The following is a 19348-nucleotide window of genomic DNA, read 5'->3' on the forward strand; positions in this document are numbered from 1 at the left end:
TCCCCAGCTCTCATCCTCCGTGGACCAATTCGCGGAGTCCGGTCAACTGGCACCATTTCGCGCTGCGGCGCGTTGCCGAGCGGCGGCAGATCACCACCCGCACCAGCCGGGTTCTCGACGGCAACCCCGAAGCGCACGCCATGGCGACGAAAGGCCTTGCGGGAGCCGCTTAACCGCGGGACAGGAAGCTCAGGACCGTGCTTTCGAACGCCGCCTTGGCTTCGATCATGGCCCAGTGCCCCGAGTTGGGGAAGATATGCAGCTCCGCGTTGGGGATGGTGCGCATCGGGATCAACGCCATGTCCGGCGGGCTCACCCGATCGTCTCGGCCCCACGTCAGCAGCGTCGGGGCGGCGACTTTGTGCATGACCGCCCACGGGAACGGCCGGTCCGACGCGCTCATCGCGGAGTTCATCGCGGCGAACGCCGCCTTGCCATACATCCGGCGCGCGGCGTCCAGCGTGACGGGATCGGTGGCCAGCTGCCAGCGTTCCTCGACGAGCTCGTCGGTCACCAGGCCCTGGTCGTACACCATCGACTTGAGCCAGTCGACCAGCCGCTGCCGAGTCGGATCCTCGACGAACTCCTGCAACAGCCGGATGCCCTCGCTGGGGCTGGGGCTGAAGATATTGGTGCCGATCCCGCCGATGGTCACCAGTCGGTTGACGCGGTCCGGATTCTGGATCGCGAAGTTGATGCCGACACCGCCACCCATCGAGTTGCCGACGATGTGGGCCTTTTCGACTTCCAGGGCGTCGAGGAAAGGCGAAACGATGCCGAATGCGGTGACCATCGGGTGGCCGCCCAAGTCGTCGGTGACCCCGAAGCCGGGAAATTCCAGGATCAGGCAGCGGAAGTGGTCGGCGAACGTGGGCAGAATCCCGCGGAAGTTACGCCAGCCGGTGACGCCGGGCCCGGAGCCGTGCAGGAACAGCAGCACCGGAGCCGAATCCGGGCCGCAGTCGTAGTAGCGCAAAGCGCCCTTCGGGGTGCTGATTTCACGCAGATCGTGCTCGACGGTTGCTGGAGAAGTAGTTGCCACGCATGTCACCCTGCCATGTCGCCGGAAAGCGCGTGAGTGGTGTTCCGCTGAGCGGTAGGCGCGGACGGCTTTGAGTGTGCGTGGACGGCCTCGAGTGCGCGCCCAGGGCGCCCAGGACGCACACGCGCGCGCTGAAAGCGGCCGTGCGCCAAGGGTTCAAGCTTTGGGCCGTGCCATGGCGGAGTCGGCGGCCGCCCAGTCCGTCGATACCTTGCGGTGCTTGAGCAGCCAGGTGGCACCGTCGGGCACCAGGGTGTCGCGATAGCGGCCGAAGTGGTCGAGCCCGATATGGGTGACCACGATGAAGTAGGAGGAGACCTGCGCCGCGTCGGGAGTCAACGAGGTGAACAGGATGTTGGCGACGTTGTGCCGAACGACCGGTTTGACCTCCGCGTCGACCGCGATCTTCCCGGTGACACCGCCGAGGAACGCCATGATCTCGGCTCGACCGCGCAGTGGCGCGGCGCCGCGAACCTCGAGAACGCCGTCCGCGCAGAACGTCTCGGCCAGCCCGTCGAGCCGGCCGGCATCGCCCGACCAGTTGTATCGGGCGAGCGTATCGCGGATCTGCTCACGGGCCACCAGCTCCCAGATCTCCATCGCCGTGACTCCTCACCCGACCGCAGGTACCGCGTATCGCCTAGCACCTTAGTCAGGCGGACCGGGTGCATGGATAACGCTCGTGCGCTTACTTGACGACGCGGGGCCGGAAGCGCTGTAGGGGCTGGGGTGTGACCCCGTTCAGGTCGAAGACGGCTATCACTGCCCGCAGTAGAGCGGGGGACCAATCGTCGAGTGGGTGGGCGTCTATCCGCGCGAGCACTTCACGACGGAGGTATTCGATGTTCATCGGGGGCTGCTGATCGGTCATGGCCGCGCTTCCGGCTCTGGGTCCTGGGGCAGGTGTTCAGGTCGTCCTTGACGTTAGGGCTGCCGCGCCGCCGATGTATAGGCAACTTGTCAGATTCAAATCTCTCTCAAGTAATAGCGCCCACGCCGGCGTGCTGACCGGGAATGAATTGTGGCGCCACGCGGTAGAACAACGCATGGAACTCAACGACGCCGCACGAAACTTCCTCGGCAAGGGCGTAGACGCCACCCTGGTCACCATCAATCCCGACGGTAGCCCCCAGGTCAGCCTGGTCTGGGTTGCGTTGCAGTCGACGCCGGACGGCGACGAGCTGGTCAGCGCGCACCTGGCCGACTACAAAAAGCTGCGCAACATCCGCAAGGACCCGCGGGTCGCCGTCACGATCGTGGCGGTGGACGACCAGGGGGTACGGCCGCGGCCGTACCTGTCCATCAACGGGACCGCGCGGATCGTCGAAGGCGGTGCCCCCGAGCTGCTCAAGGAGCTCCACTCGGTCCTCGGCGACCCGAACGTGAAGTTCCCGCCCGACGACGCGCCGTCGGGATACCTCAACCGCATTCGCATCGAAAAGGTCGGCGGCTTCGGCCCCTGGGCGGCCTGACCCGAACTTCGCCACTTCCGCTATCCGAGTAGCGCAACAGAGCGGGTCGATGAAACCCGGCGATGACGGCAAGCATCTGCGGACCTGTCCGCTGTGAAGCCATGTGCGGCTTGGAGATTCATGTCGCAGCCGGCAGTGTCACCGGCATTCGTGACGCCGTATGCAGCCGTGGCATCGCTGCCCGAAGGGCGTCTCCGACGGAGATCAAAGTGCGATTCGAAGCCGTGCCGGCCATCTGACTCGTGGCGTGGGTCGGTTCACGCTCGCCCTGGTTGCTGAACCGTCGAGGGCGCGTCGACGTGCCATAGGCGAGTTCGCATGTCGTCTCGCTGGGGAAGGGGGAGAAGTCGTGTACTACTACCTGTTTATCGCGATCATCGGCGTTGAACGCCTGATCGGTCTCGTGTTCGCGCATCGCAACGCTCAATGGTCGATCGCGCACGGGGGCAAGGAACTCGGCACCGACCATTACCCGGCAATGGTCAGCGTGCATGCGTTGCTGCTGATGTCTTGTCCGGTGGAAGTCTGGGCCCTGGGACGACCGTTCATTCCCTGGCTGGGATGGCCGATGGTTGCCGTCGTCGTACTCAGCTGCGTTGTCCGCTGGCGCTGTGCGGCGGCCTTGGGCAAGCGCTGGAATCCGCGACTCATCGTGATCCCGGATGCGCCGCTGGTTCGGCACGGCCCGTATCGATGGGTGCGGCACCCCGACTACATCGCGGTGGTGGCGGAGGTGGCGGCGCTGCCGCTGATCCATTCGGCGTGGCTGACCGCGATCGCGTTCACCTTCGCCAACGCGTTGGTGCTCTACGAGCGGATCCGTCTGGAGAACGCCGCACTGGCCTATGTCTGAGCGGCTAAGGCGCGAGGGGCCGGTTCGTCCACTCCCGGTCGGCTCGCCGCGACGAGCGAAACCATCCGCCCGCCGCGCCGGTGCCGCCGTCGGTCGGGATGGTGTGGCCCGTGACGAAGGCCGACAGGTCCGACGCCAAAAACAGGATCACGCGAGCCTGGTCCTCGGGCACCCCCATCCGTCCGGCCGGAACCCACTGCGGCCACTGCGCCTGTTCCTCGGCTGACAACCACTGCGCGTAGGGCACCTGCAGCGATTCGGTGACGTCGGGGCCGATCGCGTTGACTCGGACGCCGTCACGGCCCACCTGAACCGCAAGGCTGCGGGTGAAATGAATGACGGCAGCCTTGAAGGCGGCATAGACCGGATCCTCGGGGTAGCCGCGCAACCCTTCGACGGAGGAGACGTTGACGATCGAGCCGCGATGTTGGTCGATCATCGCGGGCAGAAACGCGCGAGTGACCAGGAAGACGTGGTGCAAGTTGATCCGGTAGAGCTCGTCCCAGAACTGCGGGTCGGTGTCGACGAAATTGCCCGGATGACGCAGCCAGTGACCGACGTTGTTGACCAACACGTCGATTCGGCCGAACCGGTCCAGCACCGATCGCGCGAGGGCGGCGACCTGATCGACGTCTCGCACGTCGGTGACAATCGGCTGGGCCGACCCGCCCGACGCCGTGATCTCAGCGGCTGTTCGTCCCGCGAGCTCGGCATCGATGTCGGCGATGACCACTTCGGCGCCGTGTTGGGCGAATAACTGCGCAGTTGCCGCGCCGATGCCGCCACCGCCACCCGTCACCACCGCGACCCGCTCGGCCAGCATCGCGCCGGCCTGAGTTGCGTGCTCCATACTCACATCTTCGGGTACTCGCCGAGATCGATTCGCATCGAGGTCGGCCGATCACGAAATATGTTGGGCTGCAGTGTATTCAGTGGACAAGGTGGTTAACGCCACGGAATTACTATCGCTGGGGTTCGTCGTATTCCGGCTCGGTGGAGACCGTCTCCTGCTGCTCTCGCCAGTCGGAATCCGTTGCCTCCAAGGGAACCTCGATGTCGGCTTGAAAATCCGTCGCATCGTCCTCACCGGACCGCGAGTCGCTGATCGCGCGTTGTTGCTCAACGGCATCGGCCAGGGGAACGTCGTCGGGGAACGAGCCACCGTTTTCGTCCATGCGAGCGGGGTTACCCCCGACATGGCGATCAAAACCGCTTCGAATGGTCCGCGTCTTCGTTCGTTAACACGACACAGCGGGTAATCCGTACCGGTGACAGTGCCCCGGATCCGATCCGACGCCGATACAGTGGCCTCGTGAGCCGACCAGCCCCGCCTGTGCTGACCGTGCGGTACGAGGGATCCGAACGGACCTTTGCACCCGGTAACGATGTGGTCATCGGGCGTGACTTGCGGGCAGACGTCCGTGTCGCGCATCCGCTGATCTCCCGCATCCACCTGGTGTTGCGCTTTGATCAGGGCCGGTGGGTCGCCATCGACAACGGCAGCCTCAATGGTCTGTACGTCAACAACCGCCGGGTACCGGCCGTCGACATCCAGGACGGCCAGCGGATCAATATCGGTAACCCGGACGGGCCGGCGTTGACCTTCGAGGTCGGTCGTCATCGGGGTTCGGCCGGGACCCCGCCGCTGACGACGTCGATCCCGATTTCCACCGCATCGCCCGATCCACGGTTGGCGCAGGGACGTCCGCCGACCGGCTCGGTATGGCCTCCCCAGCCGCCGGTGAGCCCATCGCGACCGATGCCGTCGTATTCACCGAGTGCGCCCCAATCCGGCCCACCGTCGGGGCCACTGCCGACCTATCCGACGGGATCGCAGCCGCCCCATCTGACGGGATCGCAGCCGAGCCATCCGACCGGGTCGCACCCGCAGCACCCGACCGCGCCGCCACCGGCGGGACCGAGCAGCGGCCCGGTGTCGACGCCGCACATTTACCGGGCCCAGCCCGTACCGGTTTCCCCGGCTGCGCTCGCGGATCCGCCGACCGCCATGACGGGCCGCGTCAGTGGCGACGCCTCGAACCTCGCGACATCGATGATGAAGATTCTGCGGCCGGGCAGGGCGGACGCCGACGCACCGGGCGCGATCAAAATCGGCCGGGCCAACGACAACGACATCGTCATTCCCGAGGTGCTGGCGTCGCGCCACCACGCCACCCTGATCCCGACGCCGGACGGCACGGAAATTCATGACAACCGCAGCATCAACGGCACTTTCGTCAACGGTGCCCGCGTCGACTCGGCGCTCCTGACGGACGGTGACGTCGTCACGATCGGCAACATCGACCTCGTGTTCGCCGGCGGCACGCTGGCCCGCCGTGATGCCGACACCGCGGCGCAGACTCGGCTCGGTGGTCTGGACGTGCGCGGGGTGACGTGGACGATCGAAAACAACAAGACCCTGCTGGACGACATCTCGTTGAGCGCCAGTCCCGGAACGCTCACGGCGGTGATCGGTCCGTCCGGCGCAGGCAAGTCGACGTTCGCCCGGCTGGTGGCCGGCTATACCCACCCCACCAAGGGCACGGTGACGTTCGAGGGCCACAACGTCCACGCCGAATACGCCTCGTTGCGCAGCAGGATCGGGATGGTCCCACAGGACGACGTCGTCCATGGTCAGCTCACCGTCGAACAGGCGCTGGGGTACGCCGCCGAACTGCGGCTGCCGCCGGACACCACCAAGGATGACCGCGAGCAAGTGGTCGCCCGGGTGCTCGAAGAGCTGGAGATGACCCAGCATTTACAGACCCGGGTAGACAAGCTCTCCGGCGGCCAGCGCAAGCGGGCGTCGGTGGCACTGGAGCTGCTGACCGGGCCGTCGCTGCTGATCCTCGACGAGCCGACGTCCGGTCTGGACCCGGCGCTGGACCGACAGGTCATGACCATGCTGCGGCAGCTGGCCGACGCCGGTCGCGTCGTGCTCGTGGTCACCCACTCGTTGACCTACCTGGACGTCTGCGACCAGGTTTTGTTGTTGGCTCCCGGCGGCAAGACGGCGTTCTGCGGGCCGCCGGCCCAGATCGGCGCCGCCATGGGCACGACCAACTGGGCCGACATCTTCAGTTCGGTCGCGGGGGATCCCGAGGGAGCCAAGGCCCAGTACCTAGCGCGGACCGGTCCGCAGCCGCCGCCACCGCCGGCGGAGAAGCCGGCCGAGATCGGCGATCCGTCCCACACCAGCCTGCTGCGGCAGTTTTCCACCATCGCCCGACGCCAGGTTCGGTTGATCGTCTCCGACCGAGGCTATTTCGTCTTCCTGGCACTGTTGCCGTTCATCATGGGTTCGCTGTCGATGTCCGTGCCGGGGGACGTGGGCTTCGGCACGCCGAATCCGATGGGCTCTGCGCCCAATGAGCCGGGGCAGATTCTGGTGCTGCTCAATGTCGGTGCGGTGTTCATGGGGACCGCGTTGACGATCCGAGATCTTATCGGCGAGCGCGCCATCTTCTTGCGAGAGCAGGCGGTCGGCCTCTCCACATCGGCGTACCTGTTGGCGAAGGTCTGCGTCTATACCGTGTTCGCGGTCGTGCAGTCGGGCATCGTCACCGTCATCACGCTGCTGGGCAAGGGCGGACCGACACGGGGCGCCGCGGCGTTGGGGCAGGCTCCGCTGGAGCTTTTCGTCGATGTCGCCGCGACGACCGTCGCCTCGGCGATGCTCGGGCTGTTGTTGTCGTCGGTGGCGAAGTCCAACGACCAGATCATGCCCCTGCTGGTGGTCGCGGTCATGTCGCAACTAGTGTTCTCCGGCGGCATGATTCCGGTCACCGGGCGCATGGGGCTGGACCAGATGTCCTGGGCAACCCCGGCGAGATGGGGGTTTGCGGCATCGGCGTCCACCGCCGACCTCAACCAGTTGGTGCCAGGCCCGGTGTCGCCGAAGGACTCCCATTGGCGTCACACGGCCAGCGCGTGGTGGTTGGACACCGGCATGCTGGTCGTACTCTGCATCGCTTACCTGACCTTTGTGCGCTGGAAGATTCGCCTCAAAGGCGGGCGCTGAGCACTCGACAGTGGGGGTCAGCGACCCCGAGTGGGTGGCCTAGGCCCCCTTGCGGACTACCTGCTCGGCCGCGGCGTGCATCCGGTCGGACAGTCGCAGGAGATCGTGTTCGCCGACCCCGTGGGGCAGGGTGTACGCGAGCTGACGCAATTCGACGGCATAGTTGCGTAACTCCTGGCGGAGACGCGTCTCGATGGTGGGCATCATTTCTCCCGAATTTTCGATCACCCAATTTCAAGATCATCGCAGCCCGGCGCCATTTCCGCGATGCGGCGGAGGGGTTTTAACGGGAGTTTGACAGCGTTTTAACAGGCCGAGTCGCTCGGTGGGAGCGGGCCAGGCGAACGTCTCGCCCGAAAGTTGGCTAGAGCCAACGTCTTAACGTCCTCTCGGCTCCGTCGCAGCGGCCCGCGTCATGGCCGACATGACCCAACTCGATCCGCGCGGCGGCATCCGGCTGCTCGGTGACAATTCGACGCCGACACATCGATGACGCTGTCCGCGGGGCGTGCCAAGCGCGAGCGGTGCCGCGCGTAATCTCAGTGCGAAACGGCGGGGGAAAACCTCGCAGCGGCGTTACGCTGACGCGGTTGGATGTAAGGGCAAAGGGGCCGGAATGGATTTCGAACTCGACGCCGGCCAACGCGCGTGGCTGAGCGAGGTTCGCGAATTCCTTTCCGAAAACGTCACCGGCGAATTGCGAGCCGAGCTGGCCCAGCACGATCTCGAATTCCCCAACGGCGAAGTGGCCCGATTTCGCCGCAAGATCGGCGACAGGGGCTGGTTCGGGCTCAACTGGCCGCGCGAGTACGGAGGCCTCGGATTCGGCGCGGTGTATCAACACCTGTTGATGAGCGAGTTCGAGTACTGGGGCGTGCCCGGACCCGACCTCACGGTCACCTCGGTAGCGCCGATGATCATGCGGCACGGCACCGAGCAGAACAAGACCGAATGGCTCCCGCTGATCGCCAGAGGCGAAATGATCTGCGCTGTCGGCTATTCCGAGCCCGAAGCCGGAACGGATCTGGCCGGCCTGCGCACCCGTGCGACACGCGATGGCGAATTCTGGGTGATCAACGGCAGCAAGATCTGGAACAGCGGGGCACAGCGTGCCACCCACGAGTGGCTGTGTGTGCGCACCGACCCGAACAGCGTTCGCCATCGCGGGATTTCGGTCATCATCGTGCCGATCGACAGCCCGGGCGTCGAAATCCGACCGCTGTACGCCTGGTCGGGCTATCGCACCAACGAGGTGCGTTTCGATGACGTGCGGGTCCCCGTCGCGAATCTGGTAGGTGAGGCCGACCGCGGCTGGACCTACATCACCGGGGCGCTCGATCTGGAACGCGGTGCGCTGACCAATGCCGGGGATCTGCGTCGCGCCGTCGACGAATTGCGGGAACTCGCCCGCAGTCCGCGCCGCGACGGTTCGGTGCCGGCTCACGACGCGGGCCTTCGCCGTCGCCTCGCATGGGCCGAAGCCGACGTCGAGGTCGCGACCCTGATGGGTTACGAGGCGGCCTCGATCCTGGATGGCGGCGTAATTCCCAGCGTGGAGGTCAGCGTCGAGAAGGTCTTCACCAGCGAGCTGCGCCAGCGCATCGCCGATCTGGCGCTCGATCTGCTCGGTCCGGACGGCCTACTGGCGCATCGCAGCGAAAATGCACCTCTGGCAGGCAAATTCGAACGGCTGTACCGGACTGCCCCCTTGATGCGTTTCGGTGGGGGCACCAATGAGGTTCTGCGTGACGTCATCGGCCAGCGCGGCCACGGAATGCCTTCCTATGGACGGTGATGCATGAAGGTGATTCCCACCGCTGAGCAACGCGAGTTCGCCGCGTCGGTGCGAGCCTTGCTGTCCGCGGAGTGCCCGGTCACCCTGGTGCGGAGCCTTGACGAACCGGGCGCCGATCGAAGCACCCCCGCGCTGTGGAAGGCATTGGCCGACGCCGGTGTTTTCGGGCTCGCCGTGGCCGAGGAGTACGGCGGTTCGGGTGGCTCGCTCGACGATCTCGCGGTCTTCTCCACCGCGGCCGGCCACGGGCTGTGTCCGATGGCGGTGTACAGCACCATTGCGGCGACGCTGGCGATTGACCTACTCGGCTCGCCGGACGTCAAGGCCGCGTGGCTGCCGCCGCTGGCAAGCGGGACCGTTCGCGGCACCACCGCGTTGTGGAACACGCGTGACGCCGCCGATGTCTCGGCTGTGCTGCGAGCCGATCCCGTCTCGACCGGATGGCTGCTCAACGGGGTTGCGGACTATGTCGGCGACGCCGACACCGCCGACTTGATCGTGGTGTCCGCCGCAGCATCCGAGCGCGCACTCACATTCGCCGTCGAAGCCCGAGCGGTCGGGGTGAGCATGGCGCCGCTGGCCATGGCAGGCGGGTACCGAGCGTTCGCGGTGCGGTTCGACGATGTCCGCGTCGGCGCCGAAGCGCTACTCGACGGCGCCGATCAGCCCCGAGTGGCGCTGCGCCGGTTGGCCAATGCGGCCGTGGCCTTGGGTTCACTCGACCTGGTCGGTATCGGCCAAGCGGTGCTGGACCGCACTGTCGAGTACACCAAGCTGCGCCACCAGTTCGGCCGCCCGATCGCCTCTTTCCAAGCGGCCCAACACCTGATCGCCAACATGCACATCGCCTTGGCCGCAGCGCGATTGGCTGCGCATTCCGCGGTCTTTTGGATCGCGAGGGGACAGACGGCGACTCGACGAACGGCCATCGCGCGCATGCATGCCGCCACGGCAGCCCGGCTGGTCACGCTGGACGCGCATCAGTTGCACGGCGGGATTGGCTACGTGACCGAGACCGACCTGCACTTGTGGACCGAACGGGCAAGGCTCGGTTCCACTCTCGGAGGCGGAGCAGACGTCGCCGCGGCCTGGCTGGAGGAAACTCGTGACTGAGGACACCCTGATCGACGCCGAGTCTGCGTCGCGAGTGGGTACCGTCGCCGCGACCGCGACGGGTGAGGTGAACAGACGTGATTGGCAGCGCTGGGCGGCGGCGGTCGGGGATCATAATCCGCTGTATTTCGATTCGGATTACGCTCGCACCAACGGCTTTCGTGACGTCATCTGCCCGCCGCTCTTCCTGCAGTACGCCGTGCTCGGCGTCACTCGCCTCGAGGGGCTGCGGCCTGATGGTTCCTCGGGCGCGGCTTCGGGCAGTCTCGCGTTTCCCCGCGCGCCGAAACGGATGGCCGGCGGCGAGAGCTTCACCTTTCATTTGCCGGCTTATCACCGCGACGAGATCGAGATGGTCCGCACCATCGAGTCGATCGTGGAAAAGCAGGGTCGTTCAGGCAATTTCGTCCTGGTCGCCTGGCACACGGTGTACCGCAATCAGCACCGCGAGCTGGTCGCCGAAGCCTCGACGTCGATGATCGCGCGACCTTAGGAATTCCATGCCGCATCAGCAAGTGTTTTACGACGACATCGGCGTCGGTGAGCAGATTCCCACACTGACCGTCACCGCCGACGAAACCCAATTGTTCTTCTTCAGTGCCGCGACCTACAACGGTCACCGCATCCACTACGACAAAGAGTGGGCACGCGGTGTCGAAGGCTACGACAACGTGTTGGTCCACGGCCCGCTGCAGGCGGCGCTGCTGGCCCGCGCAATCGGTGACTGGATCGGCGGTCGCGGCCGGCTGGTGTCGTTCTCGGTGCAGAACCGGGCAACCGCATTGCCGGGCGAGCAGCTGACTTTCGGCGGCGTGGTCACCGGCAAGCGCCTGACGGACGGTGCCGGACTGGTGGACCTCGACATCGTGGGCCGCCGCGAGGACACCGTGCTGATGCCAGGAACCGCGACAGTCGAGCTGCCCCTTCGACAAAACATCAGCGGAACTCCGTCGTGACGGGATTGCGCGGTGAAGCAGCCATTGTCGGGATCGCGGAGTTGCCGGCACAGCGCCGTCCGACCGGGCCCGCGCTATTCACCCTCGACCAGTACGCGGTGCTCGCGAAGATGGCGGTCGAAGACGCCGGTGTGGATCCGGCACACATCAACGGCCTGCTCACCCATGGCGTGGCCGAATCGGCGATGTTCGCCCCGGCGACACTGTGCGAATACCTTGGCCTAGCTCTGGATTTCGGCGAGCGCGTGGATCTGGGCGGGGCGACGTCCGCAGGGATGATCTGGAGGGCAGCCGCCGCGATCGAACTCGGTATCTGCGATGCGGTGCTCGCCGTGGTACCCGGGTCGGCATCGGTCCCACAATCGCAGCACCGCCCGGCGCCTGCCCCGAATTGGTTTGGGGCATCATCGAATAACTACGGTTCGCCGCAGGCCGAGTTCGAAATCCCGTACGGCAACCTTGGCCAGAACGCGCCGTATGCACAGATCGCTGCGCGCTACGCCGCGGAGTTCGGGTACGACCCCGCCGCGGTGGCCAAGATCGCGGTCGACCAACGCGCCAACGCGTGTGCGCACCCGGGCGCGGTTTTTCACGGTACCCCGATCACCGTCGACGACGTTCTGGCCAGTCCGATGATCGCCGACCCGATCCACATGCTGGAAACGGTAATGCGCGTGCACGGGGGAGCGGGCGTCCTGCTCACCAACGCCGACATCGCACGCCGAGGCCGCCATCGCCCGGTGTGGATCAAAGGCTTCGGTGAGCACATCGCGTTCAAGACTCCGACCTACGCCGACGACTTGCTGCACACCCCGATCGTGCGCGCTGCCGACAACGCGTTCGCGATGTCCGGGCTGGGCCGACCCGATGTAGACGTCGCGTCGATCTACGACTGCTACACGATCACGGTGCTGATGAGTCTGGAAGATGCCGGTTTTTGCGCCAAGGGCGACGGCATGTCGTGGGTTGCCGGCCACGATCTCACGCACCGCGGTGACTTCCCGCTGAACACGGCCGGCGGTCAGCTGTCGTTCGGTCAGGCCGGTATGGCAGGCGGCATGCACCATGTGGTCGACGGCGCGCGGCAGGTCATGGGACGCGCCGGCGACACCCAGGTTCGGGACTGCCACACCGCGTTCGTCACCGGCAACGGCGGCATCATGAGCGAGCAGGTCGCGCTGATCATGCGGGGGGACTGACGCCTTGAGTACCGAACCCCGCCCGATTCCCGAGCCCACGCCGGTTTCGATGCCCTTCTGGGATGGCCTGGCCCAGCGTCGAATCCGGGTGCAGTACTCGCCTTCGTTGCAGCGCTATGTCTTCTATCCGCGCCTCCTCGCACCCGGCACCCTGGCCGACGACCTGGAGTGGCGCGAAATCGATGGTGCGGGAACGCTGTACACCTTCACCGTTGCTCGCCGGCCCACTGCCCCGCCGTGGGCCGATGCGGTACCGCAGTTGCTTGCCGTGGTGCAGTGGGATGCCGGGCCGCGGATCAGCACCGAGTTGGTCGACATCGACCCGAGTGACATCCGGATCGGTATGCGAGTGGAGCCGGTGTTCTACGATCTGCCCGAAGCCGGCATCACCCTTTTGAGATACCGGCCCGCATGATCTCAACGGTGAGGTCGGAGGTGCCCATGGACGATGGCGTGCAGGCGATGCTCGACCAGTTGAACGCCGGATTCCCGCGCGTCGAGAACATGACCGGCCCGCAGGCGCGCGCCGCGGTGGCCGCGCGGCGTATGCCGGTTACCAATGCCGACGACGTCGCGAGCGCCACCGACCGTTCGGTGCCGGGCCCCGGGGGTGACATCGGAGTGCGGATCTACCATCCGCACGGCAAGCCGTCCGGGGGCCGGGCCGCGATCGTGTTCTACCACGGCGGTGGATTCGTCTTCTGCGACATCGAATCTCACGACGGCTTCTGCCGGGCGCTGGCCCGGGGTAGCCGGGCCGCGGTGGTGTCGGTCGACTATCGTCTGGCTCCCGAACATCCCGCGCCCGCGGCCGCGCTCGACGCGTACGCGGTGTTCTGCTGGGTGATCGCGCACGCGACCGAGATAGGCATCGACCCCACCCGCGCCGCCGTCGCCGGGGACAGCGCCGGCGGCAATCTCGCCGCGGTCACCGCGATCCTTTGCCGCGACCGAGGCGTCACCCAGCCCGCCGCGCAACTGCTGATCTACCCGGCGATCGATCCCTCCTTCGACACGGACAGTTACCGCCGCTACGGCACCGGATACTTCAACACTCGCGCCGCTATGCAGTGGTACTGGCGCCAATACCTGGGTGCTGAATCGAGTTTCGACCCGCCCTACCTGGTGGCCCCCGCCCGCGCGAACGCGCATGCGGGCCTGGCGCCCGCAGTGATCGTCACCGCCGGGCGCGATCCCCTGCACAGTGAGGGGTGCGACTACGCTCGCCGGTTGCGTAACGCGGGCGTGCCGGTCCTGCATCGGGACTTTCCCGGTTTGTTCCACGGCTTCATGACCATCCAATCCTTCGGGCCGGCGACGTCGGCACAGCATCTGGTCGGCGCGGACCTGCGCCGGCTACTGCATCCGATGGGCGCCTCGGCATGACCGAGGTCAGCGACGTCATCGTCATCGGCGCCGGGTTCGCCGGGCTCTACGCCGTGCACCGTCTCGCCTCGGCCGGCCTGTCGGTGATCGCCGTCGAGGCGGCCCCCGATGTGGGCGGGACCTGGTACTGGAACCGCTATCCGGGCGCGCGGTGCGACGTCGAAAGTGTGGACTATTCCTACTCTTTCGACGACGAGCTGCAGAAGAGCTGGCAGTGGAGCGAACGCTTTGCCGCCCAGCCGGAGATCCTGGCCTACCTGCGGCATGTCGCCGACCGCTTCGATCTGCGCCGCCATTACCGATTCGGCGTCGACGTGGTCGATGCCACCTTCGACGGCGGTCGCTGGCATGTCGCCACCGCGAGCGGGGAAACGTACGCGGCACAGTTCCTGCTCTGCGCGACCGGCTGCCTGTCGGCCGTTAACCGGCCCAATATCGCCGGCGTTGAGGACTTTTCGGGCGAGATGTATTTCACCGCCGCGTGGCCGCGCGACGACCCCGATCTGCGCGGCAAGTCGGTTGGCCTGATCGGTACCGGGTCATCCGGGATTCAGGTCGCGCCGATTATCGCCGAGCAAGCCGAGAACCTCGTCGTATTCCAGCGATCGGCGAACTACACCATCCCGATGCCCAACCGGCCGTGGTCCGTTGAGGAACAACGCGAGATCCAGGAACAGTATCCCGAACGTCGCCGGGTCTCCGCCTACGCCCCGGCGGGGACACCGCACGGCAGCTATCACAAGAACGCCCTCGACACCGAGCCTCGGGAGCAAGCCGCAGCGCTGTGGAAGCGGTGGCGCGAAGGCGGCGTCCTTTTCGCCAAGACCTTCCCTGACCAGACCAGCGACCTGTCCGCCAACGACGTGGCGAGGAAATTCGCCGAGGAGAGGATTCGGGAGATCGTCACAGATCCCGCCGTCGCAGCCGACCTGATCCCGGTCGATCACCCGATCGGAACCAAACGGATCTGTACCGACAACGGCTACTACGCCACCTTCAACCGCGAGAATGTGCGGCTGGTGAACCTGCGCCGCGAGCCCATCGCGGCGATCACCGCACACGGTGTACGAACCAGCGAAGCCACGTATCCCTTCGATGTGCTGATCTTCGCCACCGGCTTCGACGCGATGACCGGGGCGTTGATCCGAATCAACCCGAGCGGGCCCGGGGGAGAGCGGTTACGTGACATCTGGGCCGACGGGCCGGTGACCTTCCTCGGGCTGATGGTGCCGGGCCTGCCCAACCTGTTCACCATCAGCGGGCCGGGCAGCCCCTCGGTACTGGCGAACATGGTGCTGCACGCCGAGGTTCAGGTCGACTGGGTCGCCGATCTGGTGCGGGCCGCGCGACGACTGGGCCTCAGCGAGGTCGAGCCACGTCTCGACGCGGCGCTGGCCTGGACCGCCCAGGTGGCCGAAGCGGCCGGGCGGACGCTGTTCCCCAAGGCCGCGTCGTCGTGGTACCTGGGCGCCAACATCGAAGGCAAGAAGCGCATCTTCATGCCCTACATCGGCGGGTTCGGCACCTATCGGCGCCATTGCGACGAGGTGGCCCGGCACGATTACGCCGGGCTGGTGTTGACGACGCGATGACATCACAGAGGAAGTGAGATAGTGCCGGAGACAGTTCAGCAGCTTTTGCGACAGCGCAGGCACGACGACACCCCCGCGATCGCCCACGGCGACCGAACCTGGACCTGGCGCGAGCACCTGACCGAAGCCGAGGCAGAGGCGGCCGCGCTGATCGCCCTCGCCGATCCGGCTCGCCCGTTGCATGTCGGTGCCGCGCTGGGCAATTCACCGGCAATGTTGCGCGCGATGGCCGCCGCGGCGCTGGGCGGTTACGTGCTGTGCGGCCTCAACATCACCCGCCGCGGGCCCGCCCTGCTTTCCGACATCCGGCGCTCCGACTGTCAAATTCTACTGGTCGACGACGAGCACAGGGCTTTGTTGGAGGGCCTGGATCTCAAAGGAATTCAGGTACTCGATGTTGGCGCGGCGGGCTACGCCGAGGCGGTCGCCGCGGCGCCACCGCTGACTGCGCACCGCGAGGTCGTCGGTGCCGACACGTTCATGATGATCTTCACCTCCGGGACGAGTGGCAATCCCAAGGCCGTGCGGTTCGCACATGGGATGGCGATCATGTGTGGCGCCAGCCTGATCTTTCAATACGACGTCACCGCGGACGACGTCTGCTATCTGGCGATGCCGCTGTTTCACTCCAACGGTGTTGCCGCCGGGTGGGCCGTCGCGATCGGCAGCGGTGCCTTGATGGTTCCGGCCAAGTTTTCGCCGTCGCGGTTCATCGACGACGTGCGCCGCTATCGGGTGACATACCTGAACTACGTCGGCAAGCCGCTTGCCCTGATCCTCTCCACCCCCGAGCGACCCGACGACGCCGACACGCCGCTGCGCGTGGCGTTCGGCAACGAGGCAACGGATCGCGATATCGCAGAATTCGCACGGCGTTTCGGGTGCCGCGTGGTCGACAGCTTCGGGTCCAGCGAGTTCGCGGTCATCGTGGTGCGAGAAGACGGCACGCCGCCCGGTTCCATCGGCAAGCCCTATCCCGGAGTCAGCATCTACAACCCGACGACGCTGCGGGAGTGCGCCGTCGCACAGTTCGACGAACACGGCGCGCTCACCAACTTCGATGATGCCGTCGGCGAGCTGGTCAACACCCAGGGCGCGGGACCGTTCGTCGGCTACTACAACGACCCGACCGCCACTGCCGAGCGGATGCGACATGGCATGTACTGGGCGGGCGATTTGGCCTATCGTGACGCCGACGGCTGGATCTACCTCGCCGGCCGCACCGCCGACTGGATGCGGGTCGATGGCGAGAACCTCGCGGCCGCACCGATCGAGCGGATCCTGGAACGCCTGCCCCAGGTCGGCCAGGTCGCGGTGTATGCCGTGCCGGACGAGCGGGTCGGCGACGAGGTGATGGCGGCGCTGGTACTTCGGCCCGGGATGGATTTACAGCCAACGGATCTCGAGGATTTCTTGGCCGCACAAAGCGACTTGTCACCTAAGGCGTGGCCGCGCTACGTGCGTATCAACGACGATCTTCCAGCCACGGCCACCAACAAAATCCTCAAGCGGGAGCTGATCGCCGCCGGCATCAGCGCCGAAGGCGGAGTGCTGCTGACTCGAGCGGCACGTGGCAGGACGTATACCCCTGGCGATCAAGCCATGTCGGTTCCGGAAGTCGCATCCTCGTAGGCTCAGCCGGATTCCGCCGGAGTGGGTGCCTCACCGAATCGGGCAAGCATCAGTGTCGCGGCGACCGCGACGACGAACCCCGCAATGACGACCCAGCCCCAGCCGGGCCGAGCAGTGTCGCCCAGCCACACCACGCCGACGAGTGCGGGCGCGATGGTTTCACCGACGACCATCGCGGCCACCGTGGTGGTGACCGATCCTCGTTGCAGCGCGGACGTGAACAACAGAAATCCCGCGGCGCCACCGCCGGCCGCTGCATACAGGGCCGGGTTGGTGTAGAACGCGGCTTTGGTCGGATCGATCTCGTCGAGCATGCGTACTCCGATTTCGACGACGCCGAACCCGCTGCCGGCGGCGAGCCCGAGGGCGAGCGCGCGCTCGCGGTCGCGCAGCCGGCCGGCCACCGCGCCCGCGAGGAATATCGCGACGACCACCCCGATCAGCGCCCAGCCGAGCCCGGGTGGGGCATGCCGAAAGTGCGCCGGCCCGGCAGCACACGCGAGCGCGGCGAGACTCACGCAGACGACACCCACGGCCGCCCACTCAGCCCGGGAAAGCCGTGCCGACAGCACCCATGCGGACACGATGCCGGTGACCGCGATAGACGCGGCCAGCGCCGCGGCCACGACGTAGATCGGCACCAGGCGCAGTGCGGCGACCTGCAGCACGAAACCGAGCCCGTCAAGTCCGATGCCCGCCAGGTAGCGCCACTGCCGCAATGCGCGCAGCAGCAGCTTTGCGTCGACACCGGACTTACCGCCGGCCTCCACCGACCGCGTCGCAACGGCCTGCAGCACCGAGGCGGTCCCGTAACACACCGAACAACCCAGAGCGAGCAGGAATCCGAACAGCACAGAGGAGACAATACGAGGATGAGCGGTATCGAGGGCAAAGTCGTGGCGATCACCGGGGCGAGCAGCGGCATTGGCGCGGCGACCGCGCGTCTGCTCGCCGAACGTGGCGCCCGGGTGGTCCTGGGGGCGCGACGCGTCGAACGCCTCGAGGACGTCGCGGGGCAGATTCACGAAGCCGGGGGACGGGCCGTCACCTGCCGTGCCGACGTCGCCCGTCGTTCGGACGTGCAGCGGCTCGTCGGCACCGCCGTCGATCAATTCGACCGCCTCGATGTGCTGGTAAGCAACGCCGGGATGAGCAAGATCGGGCCGATCTCGGACCTCGATGTCGACGGCTGGGCGGATGTGGTGTTGCGCGAACAGATCCGGAGCAACATGAACGACTTCGGTATTCCCCCGGGGCGATCGCGCGAGCGATCGCGTTCGCCGTCGAGCAGCCCGACGAGGTGGAGATCGGTGACGTCACCATCCGTCCCACGGTTCAGGGCTAGCGGCCGCCTTGCGTGAGTCGATACACCGCCTCGGCGATCTCTTGCGGCTTGTCTTCTTGCAGAAAGTGCTTGGCGGGCAACTTGATTGGCTCTTGCACGCCGGCGGCGCGTTGCGCTTGGACGCCCCAACGCCGCCACGGCAGCATGGTGTCGTTCGCCCCCCAAACAACTTGCACCGGGTAGCGCCCGTTACCGACAACGTCCAGGTAGAGGCGTTCCTTCGCGGCCGTCAGCTCGAAGCCGCGCATGATCTTCAGGAACGCCCGTCCGCCATCGTCGCCGAACAGCAGGGGAAGCCAGCAAGCGATTTCCGCGCTTGGAACATCGCGGCTCACGGCCACGAGTCGCATCAGCGACAGAAAGGCGCCCGGCACGTGCAAAGACGCCAGCCACGCTTCTCCGATGCCGCGGTGCGCGAATGGCGCCATGGGCCACGGTCGGCGGAACGTTTCCACTTCGATGATGGTGTTCAGCAATGTCATCGTCAGCACCCGCTCAGGCGCGGCATTGGCCACCTCGAACCCAACGGGCCCGCCGATGTCGTGAAGCAAGAGGTGGAAGCGGTCGAGTTGCAACTCGTTGGTCGCCGACAGTAACCAGCGGCCCAGACCCGTCCAGGTGTAGTCGGCATCGGCAGGCCGTTCGGCAAGCCCAAGCCCGGGCAGGTCGATCGCGATCGCCCGTAACCCCGTCCCGGCCAGCGCCGGAACCACTTTGCGGTACAGGTAAGCCGAAGACGGGACGCCGTGCACGCACACGACCGCGGGTGCATCCCTCGGACCCTCGTCCAGGACGAACGACTTAATCCCCGCGGCGGTGAAGAAACGGCCCGAGGACCGATACCGTTCCAGCAGCCGATTCACCTCTGCGGTGGCCATGTGGATTTAAAACCCCGCAGCGCGCGCAAAGCTTCCGCGTGCACCCCGGCCCGCTGCGGGTCCG

General features: G+C 66.4%; 21 protein-coding genes. 13 read left to right on the top strand and 8 right to left on the bottom strand.

The features are described 5' to 3' along the window. Window positions 1-169: 169 nt before the first annotated feature. The 3 genes from OK015_RS14685 to OK015_RS14695 form a co-directional block, all read right to left on the bottom strand. Entirely contained in the window at window positions 170-1051 is an 882-nt protein-coding gene (locus tag OK015_RS14685; RefSeq protein WP_442791112.1) for an alpha/beta fold hydrolase, read from the bottom strand. A 147-nt stretch (window positions 1052-1198) separates the two neighbouring features. Beyond that, on the bottom strand, window positions 1199-1642 hold the full coding sequence (locus tag OK015_RS14690; protein WP_268123846.1) for a nuclear transport factor 2 family protein: 444 nt from the start codon (window positions 1640-1642) through the stop codon (window positions 1199-1201). 88 nt (window positions 1643-1730) lie between these two features. Next, a complete protein-coding gene (locus tag OK015_RS14695; protein ID WP_268123848.1) occupies window positions 1731-1913 on the bottom strand; it encodes a hypothetical protein in 183 nt (60 codons plus the stop codon). A gap of 175 nt (window positions 1914-2088) precedes the next feature. Here OK015_RS14695 and OK015_RS14700 point away from each other — a divergent pair, with 175 nt between their 5' ends. Beyond that, a complete protein-coding gene (locus OK015_RS14700; RefSeq protein WP_268123850.1) occupies window positions 2089-2514 on the top strand; it encodes a PPOX class F420-dependent oxidoreductase in 426 nt (141 codons plus the stop codon). A gap of 349 nt (window positions 2515-2863) precedes the next feature. Next, the gene (locus OK015_RS14705; protein WP_268123852.1) at window positions 2864-3367 is read left to right on the top strand and encodes an isoprenylcysteine carboxyl methyltransferase family protein; all 504 of its coding nucleotides are present in this window, start codon (window positions 2864-2866) and stop codon (window positions 3365-3367) included. A 4-nt stretch (window positions 3368-3371) separates the two neighbouring features. On the opposite strand, the gene OK015_RS14710 is transcribed toward OK015_RS14705, so the two are convergent. Together OK015_RS14710 and OK015_RS14715 are read right to left on the bottom strand one after the other, a co-directional pair. After that, a complete protein-coding gene (locus tag OK015_RS14710; protein WP_268123854.1) occupies window positions 3372-4217 on the bottom strand; it encodes an SDR family NAD(P)-dependent oxidoreductase in 846 nt (281 codons plus the stop codon). Window positions 4218-4329: 112 nt separating this feature from the next. Further along, window positions 4330-4542 (bottom strand): hypothetical protein, encoded by a 213-nt coding sequence (locus OK015_RS14715; protein WP_268123856.1) that lies wholly within the window; start codon window positions 4540-4542, stop codon window positions 4330-4332. Between the two features lie 137 nt (window positions 4543-4679). On the opposite strand from OK015_RS14715, the gene OK015_RS14720 reads away from it, so the two are divergent. Further along, the gene (locus tag OK015_RS14720) at window positions 4680-7388 is read left to right on the top strand and encodes an FHA domain-containing protein (protein WP_268123858.1); all 2709 of its coding nucleotides are present in this window, start codon (window positions 4680-4682) and stop codon (window positions 7386-7388) included. Between the two features lie 39 nt (window positions 7389-7427). Here the strand turns inward: OK015_RS14720 and OK015_RS14725 are convergent, their stop codons facing one another. Beyond that, window positions 7428-7616 carry a hypothetical protein gene (locus OK015_RS14725; RefSeq protein WP_268133179.1) on the bottom strand — a complete coding sequence of 63 codons (189 nt, stop codon included), beginning with the start codon at window positions 7614-7616 and terminating at the stop codon, window positions 7428-7430. Window positions 7617-8004: 388 nt separating this feature from the next. On the opposite strand from OK015_RS14725, the gene OK015_RS14730 reads away from it, so the two are divergent. Genes OK015_RS14730 through fadD1 form a run of 9 tightly spaced genes read left to right on the top strand, consistent with a single transcriptional unit; the run spans window position 8005 to window position 17061 of the window. Continuing rightward, a complete protein-coding gene (locus OK015_RS14730) occupies window positions 8005-9183 on the top strand; it encodes an acyl-CoA dehydrogenase family protein (protein ID WP_268123860.1) in 1179 nt (392 codons plus the stop codon). Between the two features lie 3 nt (window positions 9184-9186). Then, a complete protein-coding gene (locus tag OK015_RS14735) occupies window positions 9187-10296 on the top strand; it encodes an acyl-CoA dehydrogenase family protein (RefSeq protein WP_268123862.1) in 1110 nt (369 codons plus the stop codon). Beyond that, window positions 10289-10789 carry a MaoC family dehydratase gene (locus OK015_RS14740; protein ID WP_268123864.1) on the top strand — a complete coding sequence of 167 codons (501 nt, stop codon included), beginning with the start codon at window positions 10289-10291 and terminating at the stop codon, window positions 10787-10789. Before OK015_RS14735 ends, OK015_RS14740 begins: the two co-directional genes overlap by 8 nt. A gap of 7 nt (window positions 10790-10796) precedes the next feature. Next, complete coding sequence (locus tag OK015_RS14745; RefSeq protein ID WP_268123866.1) at window positions 10797-11252, top strand: MaoC/PaaZ C-terminal domain-containing protein; 456 nt, start codon at window positions 10797-10799, stop codon at window positions 11250-11252. After that, entirely contained in the window at window positions 11249-12451 is a 1203-nt protein-coding gene (locus tag OK015_RS14750) for a thiolase family protein (RefSeq protein ID WP_268123868.1), read from the top strand. The genes OK015_RS14745 and OK015_RS14750 overlap by 4 nt, the downstream gene beginning before the upstream one ends. Before the next feature lie 49 nt (window positions 12452-12500). Continuing rightward, window positions 12501-12866: a Zn-ribbon domain-containing OB-fold protein gene (locus OK015_RS14755; RefSeq protein ID WP_268132752.1), complete on the top strand. Its 366-nt coding sequence runs from the start codon at window positions 12501-12503 to the stop codon at window positions 12864-12866. 20 nt (window positions 12867-12886) lie between these two features. Continuing rightward, window positions 12887-13837, top strand: a complete 951-nt coding sequence (locus OK015_RS14760) for an alpha/beta hydrolase (protein ID WP_442791302.1) — start codon at window positions 12887-12889, stop codon at window positions 13835-13837. Next, window positions 13834-15429 (top strand): flavin-containing monooxygenase, encoded by a 1596-nt coding sequence (locus OK015_RS14765; RefSeq protein WP_268123872.1) that lies wholly within the window; start codon window positions 13834-13836, stop codon window positions 15427-15429. Before OK015_RS14760 ends, OK015_RS14765 begins: the two co-directional genes overlap by 4 nt. A gap of 21 nt (window positions 15430-15450) precedes the next feature. Then, entirely contained in the window at window positions 15451-17061 is a 1611-nt protein-coding gene (gene fadD1 / locus OK015_RS14770; protein ID WP_268123874.1) for a fatty-acid--CoA ligase FadD1, read from the top strand. Between the two features lie 2 nt (window positions 17062-17063). Here fadD1 and OK015_RS14775 read toward each other — a convergent pair whose 3' ends face one another. After that, complete coding sequence (locus OK015_RS14775; protein WP_268123876.1) at window positions 17064-17915, bottom strand: DMT family transporter; 852 nt, start codon at window positions 17913-17915, stop codon at window positions 17064-17066. 18 nt (window positions 17916-17933) lie between these two features. Between OK015_RS14775 and OK015_RS14780 the strand changes: the two genes are divergently transcribed. Next, window positions 17934-18422, top strand: a complete 489-nt coding sequence (locus OK015_RS14780; RefSeq protein ID WP_326498482.1) for an SDR family oxidoreductase — start codon at window positions 17934-17936, stop codon at window positions 18420-18422. Here OK015_RS14780 and OK015_RS14785 read toward each other — a convergent pair. Then, a complete protein-coding gene (locus tag OK015_RS14785) occupies window positions 18403-19284 on the bottom strand; it encodes an alpha/beta fold hydrolase (RefSeq protein WP_268123878.1) in 882 nt (293 codons plus the stop codon). The genes OK015_RS14780 and OK015_RS14785 overlap by 20 nt on opposite strands. Window positions 19285-19348 lie beyond the last annotated feature (64 nt).

Source organism: Mycobacterium sp. Aquia_216, from assembly GCF_026723865.1.
Classification (GTDB): domain Bacteria; phylum Actinomycetota; class Actinomycetes; order Mycobacteriales; family Mycobacteriaceae; genus Mycobacterium.

Bases quoted from the DNA above. Each gene is read 5' to 3' on its own strand.
- OK015_RS14690 (WP_268123846.1), bottom strand. From the start codon at position 1,642: ATGGAGATCTGGGAGCTGGTGGCCCGTGAGCAGATCCGCGATACGCTC.
- OK015_RS14695 (WP_268123848.1), bottom strand. From the start codon at position 1,913: ATGACCGATCAGCAGCCCCCGATGAACATCGAATACCTCCGTCGTGAA.
- OK015_RS14700 (WP_268123850.1), top strand. From the start codon at position 2,089: ATGGAACTCAACGACGCCGCACGAAACTTCCTCGGCAAGGGCGTAGAC.
- OK015_RS14710 (WP_268123854.1), bottom strand. From the start codon at position 4,217: ATGGAGCACGCAACTCAGGCCGGCGCGATGCTGGCCGAGCGGGTCGCG.
- OK015_RS14715 (WP_268123856.1), bottom strand. From the start codon at position 4,542: ATGGACGAAAACGGTGGCTCGTTCCCCGACGACGTTCCCCTGGCCGAT.
- OK015_RS14730 (WP_268123860.1), top strand. From the start codon at position 8,005: ATGGATTTCGAACTCGACGCCGGCCAACGCGCGTGGCTGAGCGAGGTT.
- OK015_RS14735 (WP_268123862.1), top strand. From the start codon at position 9,187: ATGAAGGTGATTCCCACCGCTGAGCAACGCGAGTTCGCCGCGTCGGTG.
- OK015_RS14745 (WP_268123866.1), top strand. From the start codon at position 10,797: ATGCCGCATCAGCAAGTGTTTTACGACGACATCGGCGTCGGTGAGCAG.
- OK015_RS14755 (WP_268132752.1), top strand. From the start codon at position 12,501: ATGCCCTTCTGGGATGGCCTGGCCCAGCGTCGAATCCGGGTGCAGTAC.
- OK015_RS14765 (WP_268123872.1), top strand. From the start codon at position 13,834: ATGACCGAGGTCAGCGACGTCATCGTCATCGGCGCCGGGTTCGCCGGG.
- OK015_RS14780 (WP_326498482.1), top strand. From the start codon at position 17,934: ATGAGCGGTATCGAGGGCAAAGTCGTGGCGATCACCGGGGCGAGCAGC.
- OK015_RS14785 (WP_268123878.1), bottom strand. From the start codon at position 19,284: ATGGCCACCGCAGAGGTGAATCGGCTGCTGGAACGGTATCGGTCCTCG.